Below are 14,680 nucleotides of genomic sequence, written 5' to 3' on the forward strand. Positions count from 1 at the left end.
ACCCTTCAGCCAAGCCGGTCGGCGAGGTCTGCGACGGTCCACGGGCCGTCGCTCTCGATGGTCTTCACGTCGTGCCAGCCGGCCAGTTCGGAGATGGCTCCGCCCTGCACCGCGAACACCTTGCCCGTGATCTTGCAGTCCGCATCCGCGAGCCGGGCGACGAGCGGGGAGATGTTGGCCGGACTGAATGCGTCGAACTCACCTTCCGGCACCTCTTCGGCGAACAATGCGCCCATACCGGGAGTGGCCAGCGTCAGCCGGGTGCGGGCGATCGGCGCGATCGCGTTGACCCGGACGCCGTACCGCTCGAGCTCGTCGGCTGCGACGAGCGTCAGCGCGGCGATACCCGCCTTCGCGGCGCCGTAGTTGCCCTGCCCGGCGTTGGGCATGAACGTGCCGGACGCGGACGCGGTGTTGATCACGGAGGCGTTCACCGTCTTGCCCGCCTTGGTCTGCGCTTTCCAGTACACCGCTGCATGATGCAGCGTCGCGGCATGTCCCTTGAGGTGCACGGCTATGACGGCGTCCCATTGGCTTTCGGACATTCCCGCGATGAAGGCGTCGCGCAGGATGCCCGCGTTGTTCACCAGGACGTCGAGCCGGCCGAACTCCCTGACCGCCTGATTGACGAGCGCTTCGGCACCGTCCCAGGACGCCACGTTGTCGGTGTTCGCCACGGCAGTGCCGCCGCCGGAGACGATCTCGTCGACCACCTGCTGGGCCGGGCCTGCGTCCTCGCCGGTACCGTCGTTCGCACCGCCGAGGTCGTTGACGACCACGGCGGCCCCCTCCCGGGCGAAGAGCAGGGCGTGCTCCCGCCCGATCCCGCGCCCGGCGCCGGTGACGATGGCTACCCGTCCGTCGAGTGTTCCCATGTGTACGTACTCCTAAGACTCGGTGTCCGCGATGACGGCGAGGCCGTCCTTGATGACGAGTTCGTCGCCGACGGTCGTCTCGTAGGCGTACGACGTTGTCCCGCCTGTGGACTCGGCGACCTGCCGGAACTGCGTGGTGATGTCCTGGCCGGGCAGGACTGGCTTGGCGAACCGCACCGCGAGCCTGCGGAGACGTTCGACCCGGCCGTCGGCAAGTTCGGTGAGCGCCGCCCACGAGGTGAACGCCATGGTGCACAGACCGTGGTTGATGATTCCGGGGAGCCCGGACATCCGCGCGATCTCGTCGTCCAGGTGGATCGGCATCGGATCACCGGAGGCAGGCGAGTACCGGAACGTCTGGTCGTCGTCGATGTGCTGGGTGATCGACGCTACCGGCGCCTGCCCGCGAAGGGATTCGTCGAACCGGTGTACAGGTGCCTGCGCGCCGAGTCCGGCTCCCGCATCGACCTTCCGGAAGAATGCGGTCATCCACTGCTCGTTGACGAGTTCGCCTTGCTCTGTGCGGGTTTCGACGTACACGACGACGGTGGAACCGTTCGCCCGCCCCTCGAATCCGATCGGCTTCGCGCGGACCACGAGGTTGTCGCCGGGGCGGATCGGACGGTGGAAGGAGAAATCCTGTTCCCCGTGCACGAGCTTCATGAGCAGTTCGACCGGGGCGACGGACAGTGCGGCCGGCGCCATCGAGGTGAACGCCGGTACCACGGCGAACACCGGTGGTGCGACCTCTCCGGCGAGGTGGCGTTCGATGGGATCGTTGGTGGCCGCGGCGTACTCGGCGATGCGCTCGGCGGTGACCTCGAACCGCTCCGGATCCGTCCACTCGCCGAGACCACTCGTGTCGAATTCGACTGTGGGGGTGGTCATGCGGATCAGCCCACCATGTCGGCGAACCCGGCCAGGGACGCCTCCAGATCCGCTTTCGCGTTCTTGGCGACGGCCTTCCCGATGGGGCCGACGATCATCGTGCCGGTGAAGCTTGCGTCGATGATCGCCTTGGATCCGGCGCCGTCCGGCTCGACTTTCAGCGTGAATTCGACGGTGACACCGGCCATGCCGGTGCCGGAGATCTTCACCATTTCGGGCACCTGCACCTCGGTGACGGTCCACTCGATCTTGTTGGCCATGCCCATCACGGAGACCACCTCGGTGAACTTCGATCCGAGTGCCACCTCGGCGGGGACCTCGCTCTTCCACGACTGGTGGATCGTGAGCCACTCTTCCCAGCGGGACAGGTTGGACAGCTCGTCCCACACCTTGTCGGGGGAGGCGGGAAGCGCAGCGGAGACGGAAACGGAAGCCATGAGTTACTCCTAGGTGTGTTCGAGGTGGGTGGGAAGAATTTCAGAGAGTGCGGTACGCGGTGACGACTACTGCGCCCCCGAGGCCGATGTTGTGCTGGAGGGCGACGCTCGCGCCGTCGACCTGCCGTGCGTCTGCGGTTCCCCTGAGCTGCCAGGTAAGTTCGCTGCATTGGGCGAGTCCGGTGGCGCCCAGCGGGTGTCCCTTGGAAATCAGACCGCCGGACGGGTTGACTACCCAGCGTCCGCCATACGTGGTGTCGTCGTTGTCGACGAGTTTGCCGCCCTCGCCCTCGGCGCAGAGACCGAGCGCCTCGTAGGTGAGCAATTCGTTGGTGGAGAAGCAGTCGTGCAGTTCGATGACGTGGATGTCTTCGGGACCGATCCCGGCCTGTTCGTAGACGCGAGCGGCGGCCGTGCGGGTCATGTCTGCACCGACCAGGCTGATCGCACTCCTGTCCTCGAACGTGCTGGGGAGATCGGTCACCATCGATTGCCCGACGATCTCGACCGCCTGGCCGGCGAGGTCGTGCTTCTCGACGAAGTCTTCACTGGCCACGATCACCGCGCCGGAGCCGTCGGACGTCGGGGAGCACTGCAACTTGGTGAGGGGACCGTAGATCTGCTTCGAGTCGAGGATCTGGTCGAGCGTGTACTCGTCCTGGAACTGGGCGTAGGGGTTGTTCTGTGAGTGGCGGTGGTTCTTGACGCCGATTCTGGCGAACTGTTCCGCGGTGGTGCCGTATCGCTCCATGTGCTCCTTACCGGCTGCGCCGAACATGTACGGCGCGGGCGGCATCGCGAACTCCTGCAGTTCCGCGAGCGCGAGGAGGTGGCGCATCATCGGCTGTTCGCGATCGTCGTACGTGGACCCGAGCGAACCGGCCTGCATCTTCTCGAAGCCGAGTGCCAGTGCGCAGTCGACCTGACCGCTTCGGATCGCCGACGTGGCGAGGAACAGGGCGGTCGACCCCGTCGAGCAGTTGTTGTTGACGTTGATGATCGGGATGCCGGTGAGGCCGAGTTCGTAGACGGCGCGCTGCCCCGACGTCGACTCGCCGTACACATACCCCACGTACGCCTGCTCGACGAGCGGATAGTCGATTCCGGCATCGGCCAGGGCCTTGCCGCCGGCCTCCCGCGCCATGTCCGGATAGTCCCATTCGCGTGCGCCGGGCTTCTCGAACTTTGTCATCCCGACTCCGACCACGAACACCCTGTTACCCATTGCGGCTCCTGAGAAATGTGTGTGTGACACGCTGTCCACCAAAAGTATGTGAGACGTGCTGTCCAGTCAACTACGTGGTGAGTAACGTATGGCGGATGCCGGACAAAGTCGACACCGCCACCTCGCCCCTCGGGGACGGTCGCGCCACCCGCTGGGAGGATCACAAGGCGGAACGCCGAAGCCGGATTCTCGATGCCGCGATGGACGCCATCAACGAGGACGGCCCCGACGTCGGGGTGCAGCAGATCGCGCAGCGCGCCGACGTCCCACGATCGGTGGTCTACCGCATCTTCACCGACCGGGGCGACCTCGACGAGCAGCTCCGCGGACGCATCATCGAACGTCTGATGGCAGACCTCGCGCCGACGCTGACCCCGGAGGGGACGGTAGGTGAAGCCATCGCGCGGGCCGTGGAGACGTACCTGGCGTGGATCGTCGAATTCCCCCGTCTGCACCAATTCCTCGGCACCGGGTCGCCGAGCAGGCGCACTACCGGTTCGCGTGTCGTGACCGGGACGAAGACCGCCATCGCACTCCAGCTCGCCGGCCTGCTGGCGGCCGTGCTGGAGAAGGTGGCGGACAACGCAGATCTTGCGGAGCCGCTGGCCTTCGGATTGGTGGGGCTGGTGGATGCGAGCGTCAACCGATGGCTGAGCAATCCGCAGTCGACACTGGGCAGTGACGAGGTGGCGCAGTTTCTCGAGGTCTCGATCTGGCAGGTGCTGCAGGGAAACCTGCAGGGCATCGGCGTTCACATCGACCTCACCACCCCCGTATCCGAACTGCAGTAGCGCGGGGATCGTCGGGCTACGATGGTCTGCATGTTCTCCGGGCGAGGTTCACGGAACGACCGCTAGCGTCCGAGAAGCTTGTGACGCGCTTGGTCCGACCGACACCGGAAGCGACGGTGTCCAGCGGCCCGCCGCCACAGTCGACCGCGGTCGGAGACATCGTCGGGCGATTCGCGGCTGCGTGGGAGTCGTCCGACTCCGCTCCGGACCTCACCGATTACCTGCCCGCTGATCCGGCGCTGCGCAGGGTGTCGCTGATCGAGTTGATCAAGGTCGATCTGGAAAAGCGGTGGCGCCGCGGCGACCACCCGAAGCGGCTGGCCGAGTATCGCGACGAGCTTCCCGAGCTCGGCAGGTGGCCACTACCGCCAGACCTGATCTACGAGGAATTCCATCTACGCAGGCGTAGCGGTCAGCCGGTCGACGCCTCGGAATACACGCGGACGTTTCCGGCGCAGGCCGACGAACTCGAAGAATTGCTGAGCACCGGCGAGTACCACAGCACGTCGATCCACCACCGCGAACACACCTCCGCGGCGCCGCCCCCGAGGAGTATGGAACTCGGCGATCTCGACGTCGGGCAGCGGGTCGACGACTTCGACTTGATGACGGTCCTGGGGCGGGGAGCGTTTGCCCGGGTCTTCCTCGCCCGTCAGCGGTCGATGCAACGACTGGTCGCGGTGAAGATTTCCGAGGACCACGGAACCGAGCCGCAAACCCTCGCCCAGTTCGATCACGACTACATCGTCCGGGTCTTCGATCAGCGCCTCCTCGCCGATCGAATGCTGCGATTGCTGTACATGCAGTATGTGCCGGGTGGCACGTTGCTCGGGGTGGTCGCGCGAGTGCGCGAGACGGCGCCCGGCATGCGTACCGGACTTCTGCTGCTCGAGGCAGTCGATCGGGAGTTGGTCAGCAAGGGCGAGATACGGCCCAGTGAATCCCGGGTACGCCAGGAAGTCGCAGCCCTGTCGTGGCCGGAGACCGTGGCGTGGCTGGGCCGCCGATTGGCCGAGGCCCTCGACTACGCCGGCACACACGGTGTTCTACACCGCGACATCAAACCCGCCAACGTGCTGCTGACGGCAGAGGGCGTCCCCAAGCTGGCCGATTTCAACATCAGCTTCAGCGAGACTCTTCCCGGAACCAGTCCGGTCGCGTACTTCGGTGGTTCACTCGCGTACATGTCGCCGGAGCAGCTCGAGGCGATCCATCCAGATCGGCCGGGGACCGCGGCAGACCTCGACACCCGAAGTGATTTGTACTCGCTTGCCGTGGTGCTGTGGGAACTGCTTACCGGGAGAAAGCCTTTCGACGACACGCCCTCCGGTGACACCGGCACCGACGCGGAACTGGCAACGCACCCGCCCGGAGATCGCACCACCCTCGACGCGATGCTCGAACGACGCCGCGGCCGTCACGAACCCGCGATCGCGGACCTGCCGGACGACTGCCCGAGCGCGCTGCGGCGAGTGCTGCTGAAGTCGCTCGAGCCCGAGCCGACGGATCGGTTCTCCACCGGCGCCGAAATGTCCCAACAGTTCGACGTGTGTCTCGATGCTCACGCCCGCGATCTCGTCGATCCACCACCGGGAAGTTGGCGGTTGCGGATGCGACGGTGGACGCACCCGATCATGTTCCTCGCCATCGCCGTACCGAATCTCCTGGCAATTCTGTACAGCTATCAACACAACACCACGCTGATCATCAGCAAGCTACCGCCCACCGCGCAGAACAGTTTCGAGCGCATCACGCGAATCGACTACGCCACGGCATTTGTGATCGGGGTGGTGGGCACCGTCTCGATGACTCTGTATCTGACCACGGTTGCCGGCGGCCTACGGAAGGGAAAGGCGTATGACGGCGGCCACCTCGCCCGCGCCCGCAAAGACACCCTGCTGCTCGGACAGCGATGCGCCCTACTGTGTCTCGGACTGTGGGCGGTGACCGGCATCATCGTCCCGGCCACGCTGCAGATCAGTGGAAGTGAGGTGCCGTGGAACACGGTCGTCCACTTCACGGCCGCACAACTGGTCTGCGGCGCCATCGCCGTCGTCTATCCGTTCTTCTTCGTCAACTTCTATGCCGTCCGCTGCCTGTACCCGGTCTTCCTGCCGCACGGGGAGATCAGTGCTGCCGACGCCCGCATGCTGCACCGGCTGGGTCGGCGCAGCATGTTCTTCCTGGCCGCGGCCGCCGCGGTGCCGTTGCTCGGTGTCGCGGGTGCAACGTTCATTCCCCCGGAAGACCTACCGCACGTGGTGGTCGCGCTACGTGTGCTGTGCGTCGGAAGTGTCTTCGCGTTCGTCGCGGCGTACTGGCTGTTTCGCCTGCTGACGGAAGACTTACACGCACTTTCCCGCGTGGTGTCGGGCGTACCCCGGCACGAGTGAGCGTCCGCACGAGCGCGGACGATCCGACGCGAGAGGGTGCGGGGCCGAGCGACCCGCACCCTCTCGTCTTCCGAATCAGACGCTCGCTGCGGCAAACCCGGCGTCGAGGTCGGCGAGGATGTCGTCGATCCCTTCGATGCCCACGGCCAGGCGGACCAGCCCGGGCGTGACCCCGGCGGCGAGCTGCTCCTCCGGAGTCAACTGCGAATGGGTGGTGGACGCGGGATGGATCACCAGGGAGCGCACGTCACCGATGTTGGCGACATGGCTGTGCAGGGTGAGCGCATTGACGAATTTCTTACCGGCGTCGACGCCCCCGGCGAGTTCGAACGTCACGATGGCGCCGGCTCCCTTGGGGGTCAGCTGCTGTGCGCGCTCGTGCCAGGGTGAAGACGCGAGACCGGCGTAGGCCACCGTCGTCACCTCGCTGCGGGCTTCGAGGTATTCGGCGACCTTCTGGGCGTTGGCAACGTGCCGTTCGAGACGCAGGCTCAGCGTTTCGATGCCCTGAGCGATGAGGAATGCGTTGAACGGGGCCACCGCGGAACCGAGGTCGCGCAGCAACTGCACGCGCGCCTTCAGTGCAAATGCGGGAGCACCCAGATCGGCGAAGACGACACCGTGGTAACTGGGGTCGGGGGTGGTGAAGTTCGGGTGCCGGCCCTGGGTCCAGTCGAAGGTGCCGCCGTCGACGATCACACCGGCGATCGCCGTGCCGTGCCCGCCGAGGTATTTGGTGGCCGAATGCACGACGATGTCGGCTCCGTGCTTCAACGGCTGGAGCAGGTACGGCGTGGCCACCGTGTTGTCGACGATCAGCGGAAGGCCGTTGTCGTGCGCGACCTTCGAGATCCCGGGCAGATCGAGGATGTGATTCTTGGGGTTGGCGATGGTCTCGCCGTAGAACGCCCTGGTGTTCGGCCGGACGGCCGACGCCCACTGCCCGAGGTCGTCGGGATCCTCGACGAACGACACCTCGATGCCGAGCTTGGGCAACGTGTAGTGGAAGAGATTGTAGGTGCCGCCGTAGAGGTATGGGCTGGAGACGATGTGGTCCCCGGCCTCGGCGAGGTTGAGGATCGCGAAGGTCTCCGCGGCCTGCCCGGAGGACAGCAGCAGCGCGGCGACGCCCCCTTCGAGTGCGGCGATGCGCTGCTCGACGGCGTCCTGGGTGGGGTTCATGATGCGGGTGTAGATGTTGCCCGGCTCGGCCAGGCCGAACAGTGCGGCAGCATGATCGGTGTTGTCGAAGGTGTACGAGGTGGTCTGGTAGATCGGCAGTGCCCGCGCCTTCGTGGTGGCGTCGGATGTCTGCCCTGCGTGGATCTGCTTCGTCTCGAACGACCAGTTGATGCTGGGGTCGGTGCTCTCGGTCACGAGTGATGTACTCCGAATTCGGTGAGGTGGATGTGGTGAATCAGTTTTCGCTGGTAAGTGTTTCGACCACGGTGTGGACCGGGGTCGAATTGCGAGTGAGATCGAGGACGGGGCAGTGTGCATCCACCGCTTCCTGCAGCTCGCGGTAGCGCTCGCGCGATTCCGGGCCGGTCAGTGTCACGACGACGCGCACTTCGCCGAACCCGGCACGGACGGACTCGTCGAAGCCGAAGAACCCACGCACGTCGAGATCTCCCTCGGCCCGGGCGGAGATGTCGTCCACTCGGATTCCGAGCTTGTCGGCCCAGAAGCGGTAGGTGACCACCTGGCAGGACAGCAGCGACGCGAGGTAGTACTCGACAGGGTTGGCGGCGGCGTTGTCACCACCGAGTGCGGGCGGTTCGTCCACCTCGACGCTGTACTTGCCGAGGGTGACGGTGCTGGCCACAGCGTCGTGCGCCTGGGCGGACGCGCGGAACACGACCTGGGCGTTGGCGGGATTCTGGGCAACGGCGTCGGAGGTGGCGGCGATGACGGACGACAGGTGTGACAGTGACGCGGTATCGGTGGCAGACATGACGAATCCTTCGAACGGAGGGTGTACGGGATTGGCCCGGCGGAGGAAAAACGTCACGCCGGGATGAGTCCGATCAGAGACTCGGACACCCTGAGGTACACACCAACGCGAAATCGACATGGCGTCGCCGCGTCAGCAGCTCGCCGGAATCGATCGCGCGGAAGTCGGTCACGGAACAGACTGTAACCGGAAGACACGCATTCCGACTAGTCCTATAGGAAATGCGCTCAGCGGGTGGGCAGCGCCCGGCACAGCGCGTCGAGTGTGGCGGCGAAGCGCGCGGACGACGGTGTGCTGTAGCCGACGACGAGACCGTCCGGCCGATCGTCTTCTGCATCCGGATGGCGGAACGTGCGCAGACCGATGACGGCCAGACCCAGCGCCTCGGCGCGTGCGATCGTGGCCTCTTCCGTTCCTGCTGGAAGTTCGAGTACGACGTGCAATCCGGCCGCGATGCCGGTGACGTGCACGTGCGGTGCGCGAGATGCCAGGGTGGCAACCAGGGTGTCGCGGCGTCGGCGGTACAGGGTGCGCATCCGACGGACGTGCCGATCGAGCCCGCCGCACCCGATGAACTCGGCGAGGGTGAGCTGTTCCGTAGCGCTGACCCACCTTTCGTAGTCACCCTTGACCGCGAGCACGTCGTCGATCAGCCGATCGGGGAGCACCATCCAGCCCACGCGCACCGCGGGAGACAGGCTTTTGCTCACCGTGCCGAGATACACCACGTGTTCGGGCGCCAGACCTTGGAGCGCACCGACGGGCTGTCGGTCGTAGCGGAATTCGCCGTCGTAATCGTCTTCGATCACCACCGCGCCCGTACTGCTCGCCCAGTCCACGAAAGCGGTTCTCCGACTGGGGTGAAGCGGGCCACCGGTCGGGAACTGGTGCGCCGGCGTGACGAGTGCCGCGGTGAGAGAGTGGCCTGTCACATCGGGAGGGTGCGCGCCCCGATCGTCGAGTTCCAACGGAACGGTGGCCACCCCGGCATCACCGAGGAGTGCGCGGTGCAGATGTAACCCGTAACTCTCCACTCCGATCGGGCCGCCGAGAGCACGGGCGAGCAGCCACAATCCGTGTCCGGAACTCGCGCTCACCACCACCGACTCCGGGTCGGCGCGGACGCCTCGCGTGCGGGTGACGTATTCGGCTACCGCGCGGCGTAATTCGATCCGTCCACGTGGGTCGCCGGGGCCGAACGCGTCATGGGGTGCCGCTGTCAGGGCGCGTCGCACCGCGGTTGTCCAGGCGGTTCGCGGGAACTCTGCGACATCGGGGGAGCCGGGCATCAGACTCATCGGTGGTGGAGGCGGGACGCCCCGACGCTTGTGGGAGGTTTGGTGCGGCTCCCGGGCGCGGTCCGCCACCCGGGTGCCCGAACCCTGGCGTGCAGTGAGCCAGCCTTCGGCGACGAGCTCGGCGTACGCGCCTGCCACCGTGTTGCGTGCGAGACCGAGGTCGGCCGCGAGGGTGCGCGACGGTGGCAGGACGGTGCCGGGCAGGAGTCGGCCGGAACGGATGGCCGTGCGCAGCGCCGCGACCAGGTCGGCGCGCGGCGTGGTCGACGGTGTGCCGGAGGAGGACACCATGTCGAGGTGGAGATCCCGTCCCACGCCCGAATTGGCCCAACTTTCCATGACCGGATTGAACCACGAACCTGGGCTACTGGCCGCATAGTCTTGTCCTATGACCACAACGGAACGTAAGACGCGGGTCGACATCGCGAAGAAGGCGCCCGCCGTATACAAGGCAATGATCGCCCTCGACGCCGCGGCTCGTCAGGGACTCGACCCCGAGCTGGTCGAGCTGGTACTCACCCGGTGTTCCCAGATCAACCACTGCGCGTGGTGCATCGACATGCACACTGCCGACGCCAGGAAGATGGGGGTGAGTGAACAGAAGCTGTTTCTCCTCAACGCCTGGGAGGAGGCGCACGGCCTGTACACCGAGAAAGAGCGGGCGGCGTTCGCCTTGGCCGAGTCGATCACGGTGTTGACCGACGGATTCGTCCCCGACTCGGTGTATGAGCAGGCCGAGGAGCATTTCGACGAGGCCGAGCTGGCCCAGCTCATCTCCCTGATTCTCACGATCAATGCCTGGAATCGGATCGCTGTGAGCACGAGGAAGACGCCGAAGGTGCGCTGACTTCGTCGGCGGCGTGGTCAGACGTTCTGCGCGGTGAGGGCGTCGATGGCTGCCTGCAGCTTGGTGGTGGCCTCGTCCGCGACCTCACAGAGGCCCTGCTCCTCGGCCACGGACACCATCAGCGCCGGATTCATCGCGTCGATGATGATCGTGTTCTCGGCGGACGTATCGGCGCGCACCACCACGTTGCAGGGCAGGAGCAAGCCGATCTGCCGGTTCACGTCGACCGCGCGGTGCGCGAGCGGCGGATTACAGGCTCCGAGGATCAGATAGTCCTCCATATCCTCACCGAGCTTCGCCTTCAGGGTGGCTTTCATATCGATCTCGGTGAGCACTCCGAACCCCTGCTCGGCCAGAGCCTGGCGGGTGCGCTCGACGGCGTCATCGAACGAGGTGTGCAAAGTCGTCGACAGTGCGAGCTTCATGATGGTGCTCCCTCGGGGCTGCTTTCCTCTCCCACGATACCCCGCGCGGTAGGCGAAGCATATGGTGCACGAGGCGCCGTGAGACGTTGTGGGCGGAGCGAACGTCCCGCCTCGGCCGGAGGGCCTGACGACAGGGTCCCGATGTATATGCCTGTTGTCCAGTTGTTTTCATTGTGTTCGCGCGAAACCTTCAGTGTCGGTGACACATGCCACAGGGCGACATCCGATTCGGGCGTTTCGCCCGGTCGTCACCGTAAGGTGTCGACATGTCGATCCTCGAGAATGAGAAAGCGCCCCCATCCGCTGCCGTCCCCGGACCGACCCTCGGTGAGAGGTTGCGACGCAACGCCCGGTACGACGTGCCTGCGTCGCTCGTCGTCTTCCTTGTCGCCCTGCCGCTGTCGCTCGGAATCGCCATCGCATCCGATGCCCCGGTCATGGCGGGCCTCATCGCCGCGATCGTCGGCGGCGTGGTGGCCGGATCGATCGGCGGATCACCCCTTCAGGTCAGCGGTCCGGCGGCCGGATTGACTGTCGTAGTAGCAGAATTGGTAGGTACCTTCGGGTGGCGCGCCACCTGTGCCATCACCGTCGCGGCCGGATTCCTGCAGATCATTTTCGGGCTCAGTCGAATTGCGCGAGCTGCCTTGGCGATCGCCCCCGTCGTGGTTCATGCAATGCTGGCCGGGATCGGAATCACCATCGCTTTTCAGCAGATTCACGTTCTCCTCGGAGGTGGATCACACAGCTCGACGTGGGCCAACATCACGCAGCTTCCGTCTCAGCTCGCATCCGCACGATACGGCGAGGTTCTCATCGGATCGGCCGTGATCGCCATCCTGTTGCTGTGGAAGAAGGTGCCACGCAAGTTCGGCATGCTCCCCGGACCGCTCGTCGCGGTTGCGGTGGCCACCCTTGCCTCACTGGTTCTTCCGCTCGACGTCGATCGAATCACGTTGGACGGCTCGTTGTTCGACGCGCTGTCGCGCCCTGCGATGCCACAAGGCCCGTGGCTGGCGGTGGCAACCGGTGTGCTCACGGTGGCGCTGATCGCCAGTGTCGAGAGCCTGCTCTCCGCAGTCGCGGTGGACAAGATGCACGTCGGCGAAAGAACCGAATTCAACCGGGAACTCGTCGGTCAGGGATCGGCCAACATGGTTTCGGGGCTGATCGGCGGATTGCCGGTCACCGGTGTGATCGTGCGGAGTTCCACCAACGTCGCGGCGGGTGCCCGAACCCGGGCGTCCGCGGTACTGCACGGAGTGTGGATTCTCGTCTTCGCTGCGCTGCTGACCGCGCTGGTCCAGCAGATCCCGATGGCCGCGCTCGCCGGACTGCTCATTGTGATCGGCATCCAACTCGTCAAGCTCGCCGACCTGCGCACGGCCCGGCGCACCGGCGACCTCTGGGTGTACGGGGTCACCGTGGCGGGTGTCGTCTTCCTCAACCTGCTCGAGGGAGTGCTCCTGGGCCTGGCTCTCGCCGTGCTCCTGCTGCTGTGGCGGGTCATCCACCCGAAGATGCGCGCGGAGCCCATCGGTGGTTCCGAATCCGAGGACTCCGGTCGGTGGCGCGTGACCGTCGAGGGGTCATGCAGCTTCCTGTCCATGCCCGCATTGACCGGGCTGCTCGCGAAGGTGCCCGACGGTGCGCACGTCACCGTGGAATTGGCTGTCGACTTTCTGGACCACGCCATGTTCGAGGCGATCGACGAGTGGAAGCGGCACCATGAGCGGTCGGGTGGAATTGTGGTGATCGATGCTCTCGGCACCGTCGACATGGACTCCGTCGGTGACGCGCCTCCACAGCGCGGGGTCGGAGTGGCGAGCGCCCGGAGGTTTGCCCCCTGGAAAAGCTGGCAGCCGCGGCACTCTCGGGCAGACGACTCCACGCCGGTCGCCCTGCGCCCACTGCTGGCGGGAGTGGCCGAGTACCACCGGCGCAACGCCGCGCACCTACAGTCGCACCTCGATGACCTGAAGGACGGTCAGAGCCCCGATTCGCTGTTCCTCACCTGTTCCGATTCCCGCATCGTGCCCAACGTGATCACCAGCAGCGGTCCGGGCGATCTCTTCACGGTGCGCAATGTCGGCAATCTCGTCCCGGTGGGCCGACAGGACGTGTCGGTCGAAGCCGGGCTGACGTTCGCATTGGAGGAACTGGGCGTCAGCTCCGTCATCGTGTGCGGCCACTCGGGTTGCGGCGCCATGAAAGCTGTACTCGGACAGGGAGGACAACGAGACGATCACTCCCTCACCGAGCAGGGGCCCGTCGAGCAGTGGCTGACGTTCGCGCAGCCGAGCCACAAGGCGCTCCTCAGTGGTCATCCGGTGGCACGTGCGGCTGAGGAACTCGGCTTCGACGAAGTGGACCGGTTGGGCATGGTCAACGTCGCGGTACAGCTACAGACCCTGCAACGGCATCCGGTGGTCGGCGCAGCAGCGGCCGAGGGACGAGTGCGCGTGGCGGGAATGTTCTTCGACATCCCTTCTGCACGCGTACTCGAAATCACCTCGACCGGTGTGTCCTATCTGGACACTGTGCCCAGCTGACTCAGAGCAGGTGGACCTTCTTGTATAGCCGCTTGGACGGGCCGCCGACGAGGCCGACGCTGTCGAGGAACTGCATCAGCTTTGAACCGGACGTGCGGACGGTGTCCTTGTAATGCTGGTTCCGCTTGGCCTCCGCGATGGCGCGCTCCGGATCGAGGCCGGCATTCGAGTACACCTCTTTGCGGATCATGCTCTTCATGACGAAGTAGACGACGACGGCCGTGTTGAGGCGCTCCAGCTGCAGTCGTGCCCAGCTGGCGCCCTCGATGCGTCGTCCGACTTCCTCACGTGCGAAGCGGATGTGTCGAGCTTCCTCGAGGACGTGGATCTTGCTCACCGTCCGAGTGACGGGCTGGACCCGCTCGTCCTTCATGAAGTCGCGCTGCATCATGTCGAGGATCTCCTCGGCGGCCATCACGCTGGCGTACGCATTGGCGCCCTTGAAGAAGCCACCCCAGATACGTCCGAGCTTGTGGATCACGGGGTGCGGGCCGTAACTCGGCATGTCGAGGCGTTCGCCGGCGCGAGCGAACATCACCGAGTGGCGGCACTCGTCGGCCACCTCGGTGAGAGCGAACTGGACGTGCCGGGAGTGCTTGTCGCGCCCGTACACGTCGCGGAGCAGCATCTGCATCAACAGGATCTCGAACCACAACCCGACGCTCGAGACGCTCGCCGCCTCGTGCTTGGTGAGCTCGATTTTCTGCGCGTCGGTCATCTCGTCCCACAGCGCGGTGCCGTACAGGGTGCTCCACTCGGGCGTGAGCCCGAACTTGTCGTCGGGAATGGGTGCTTCCCAGTCGACCTCCACCATCGGGTCGTAGGACTTCCGGGCCGAGGACGCCAGCAGGCGCTGAGCGGTCTCTTCGCGGTCGGAGACGACAATCGATGCGGTCATGACTACCCCTTGATCAGTGGCCGGTGCGGTCAATTAAGTGTGACAGCGTGTTACTGATACTGAACGATACAATGACTGGGGTCACAAGGGCAACGTT

Annotated in this window: 13 protein-coding genes; 4 read left to right on the top strand and 9 right to left on the bottom strand. The window is 65.5% G+C overall.

Annotation, left to right across the window (positions count from 1 at the left end; translation table 11 throughout):
- Positions 1–5 precede the first annotated feature (5 nt).
- The 4 genes from R4P95_RS29300 to R4P95_RS29315 are packed head-to-tail and all read right to left on the bottom strand — an operon-like array spanning position 6 to position 3,425.
- Positions 6–875 carry an SDR family oxidoreductase gene (locus R4P95_RS29300; protein WP_317747338.1) on the bottom strand — a complete coding sequence of 290 codons (870 nt, stop codon included), beginning with the start codon at positions 873–875 and terminating at the stop codon, positions 6–8.
- Between the two features lie 12 nt (positions 876–887).
- Positions 888–1,763, bottom strand: coding sequence for a MaoC/PaaZ C-terminal domain-containing protein (locus R4P95_RS29305; protein WP_317747337.1), 876 nt, complete (start codon positions 1,761–1,763; stop codon positions 888–890).
- A gap of 5 nt (positions 1,764–1,768) precedes the next feature.
- The gene (locus tag R4P95_RS29310) at positions 1,769–2,200 is read right to left on the bottom strand and encodes an SRPBCC family protein (RefSeq protein ID WP_109333505.1); all 432 of its coding nucleotides are present in this window, start codon (positions 2,198–2,200) and stop codon (positions 1,769–1,771) included.
- Positions 2,201–2,240: 40 nt separating this feature from the next.
- Entirely contained in the window at positions 2,241–3,425 is a 1,185-nt protein-coding gene (locus R4P95_RS29315; RefSeq protein WP_317747336.1) for a lipid-transfer protein, read from the bottom strand.
- 95 nt (positions 3,426–3,520) lie between these two features.
- Between R4P95_RS29315 and R4P95_RS29320 the strand changes: the two genes are divergently transcribed.
- Together R4P95_RS29320 and R4P95_RS29325 are read left to right on the top strand one after the other, a co-directional pair.
- Entirely contained in the window at positions 3,521–4,216 is a 696-nt protein-coding gene (locus tag R4P95_RS29320; protein WP_213576292.1) for a TetR/AcrR family transcriptional regulator, read from the top strand.
- Between the two features lie 116 nt (positions 4,217–4,332).
- Entirely contained in the window at positions 4,333–6,609 is a 2,277-nt protein-coding gene (locus R4P95_RS29325) for a serine/threonine-protein kinase (protein WP_317756820.1), read from the top strand.
- Positions 6,610–6,684: 75 nt separating this feature from the next.
- On the opposite strand, the gene R4P95_RS29330 is transcribed toward R4P95_RS29325, so the two are convergent.
- The 3 genes from R4P95_RS29330 to R4P95_RS29340 form a co-directional block, all read right to left on the bottom strand.
- A complete protein-coding gene (locus R4P95_RS29330; protein WP_213576293.1) occupies positions 6,685–7,986 on the bottom strand; it encodes a bifunctional o-acetylhomoserine/o-acetylserine sulfhydrylase in 1,302 nt (433 codons plus the stop codon).
- 40 nt (positions 7,987–8,026) lie between these two features.
- Positions 8,027–8,563 (bottom strand): OsmC family protein, encoded by a 537-nt coding sequence (locus R4P95_RS29335; RefSeq protein ID WP_317747335.1) that lies wholly within the window; start codon positions 8,561–8,563, stop codon positions 8,027–8,029.
- Positions 8,564–8,790: 227 nt separating this feature from the next.
- Positions 8,791–10,200, bottom strand: coding sequence for a PLP-dependent aminotransferase family protein (locus R4P95_RS29340; protein WP_317747334.1), 1,410 nt, complete (start codon positions 10,198–10,200; stop codon positions 8,791–8,793).
- Between the two features lie 49 nt (positions 10,201–10,249).
- On the opposite strand from R4P95_RS29340, the gene R4P95_RS29345 reads away from it, so the two are divergent.
- Positions 10,250–10,708, top strand: coding sequence for a carboxymuconolactone decarboxylase family protein (locus R4P95_RS29345; protein ID WP_317747333.1), 459 nt, complete (start codon positions 10,250–10,252; stop codon positions 10,706–10,708).
- 17 nt (positions 10,709–10,725) lie between these two features.
- On the opposite strand, the gene R4P95_RS29350 is transcribed toward R4P95_RS29345, so the two are convergent.
- Positions 10,726–11,133, bottom strand: coding sequence for a DUF302 domain-containing protein (locus R4P95_RS29350; protein ID WP_213576297.1), 408 nt, complete (start codon positions 11,131–11,133; stop codon positions 10,726–10,728).
- Positions 11,134–11,399: 266 nt separating this feature from the next.
- Here R4P95_RS29350 and R4P95_RS29355 point away from each other — a divergent pair, with 266 nt between their 5' ends.
- Complete coding sequence (locus tag R4P95_RS29355) at positions 11,400–13,685, top strand: bifunctional SulP family inorganic anion transporter/carbonic anhydrase (RefSeq protein ID WP_317747332.1); 2,286 nt, start codon at positions 11,400–11,402, stop codon at positions 13,683–13,685.
- 1 nt (position 13,686) lies between these two features.
- On the opposite strand, the gene R4P95_RS29360 is transcribed toward R4P95_RS29355, so the two are convergent.
- On the bottom strand, positions 13,687–14,583 hold the full coding sequence (locus R4P95_RS29360) for an AurF N-oxygenase family protein (protein WP_109333487.1): 897 nt from the start codon (positions 14,581–14,583) through the stop codon (positions 13,687–13,689).
- Positions 14,584–14,680: the final 97 nt, after the last annotated feature.

It is taken from the genome of Rhodococcus sp. IEGM 27, from assembly GCF_033142305.1.
In the GTDB taxonomy this organism is placed as follows: domain Bacteria; phylum Actinomycetota; class Actinomycetes; order Mycobacteriales; family Mycobacteriaceae; genus Rhodococcus_F; species Rhodococcus_F oxybenzonivorans.

What these genes read in the sequence shown, in the direction of transcription:
- R4P95_RS29300 (WP_317747338.1), bottom strand. Translation starts at nt 875, where the DNA reads ATGGGAACACTCGACGGACGGGTAGCCATCGTCACCGGCGCCGGGCGC.
- R4P95_RS29305 (WP_317747337.1), bottom strand. Translation starts at nt 1,763, where the DNA reads ATGACCACCCCCACAGTCGAATTCGACACGAGTGGTCTCGGCGAGTGG.
- R4P95_RS29310 (WP_109333505.1), bottom strand. Translation starts at nt 2,200, where the DNA reads ATGGCTTCCGTTTCCGTCTCCGCTGCGCTTCCCGCCTCCCCCGACAAG.
- R4P95_RS29315 (WP_317747336.1), bottom strand. Translation starts at nt 3,425, where the DNA reads ATGGGTAACAGGGTGTTCGTGGTCGGAGTCGGGATGACAAAGTTCGAG.
- R4P95_RS29320 (WP_213576292.1), top strand. Translation starts at nt 3,521, where the DNA reads ATGCCGGACAAAGTCGACACCGCCACCTCGCCCCTCGGGGACGGTCGC.
- R4P95_RS29335 (WP_317747335.1), bottom strand. Translation starts at nt 8,563, where the DNA reads ATGTCTGCCACCGATACCGCGTCACTGTCACACCTGTCGTCCGTCATC.
- R4P95_RS29340 (WP_317747334.1), bottom strand. Translation starts at nt 10,200, where the DNA reads ATGGAAAGTTGGGCCAATTCGGGCGTGGGACGGGATCTCCACCTCGAC.
- R4P95_RS29345 (WP_317747333.1), top strand. Translation starts at nt 10,250, where the DNA reads ATGACCACAACGGAACGTAAGACGCGGGTCGACATCGCGAAGAAGGCG.
- R4P95_RS29350 (WP_213576297.1), bottom strand. Translation starts at nt 11,133, where the DNA reads ATGAAGCTCGCACTGTCGACGACTTTGCACACCTCGTTCGATGACGCC.
- R4P95_RS29355 (WP_317747332.1), top strand. Translation starts at nt 11,400, where the DNA reads ATGTCGATCCTCGAGAATGAGAAAGCGCCCCCATCCGCTGCCGTCCCC.
- R4P95_RS29360 (WP_109333487.1), bottom strand. Translation starts at nt 14,583, where the DNA reads ATGACCGCATCGATTGTCGTCTCCGACCGCGAAGAGACCGCTCAGCGC.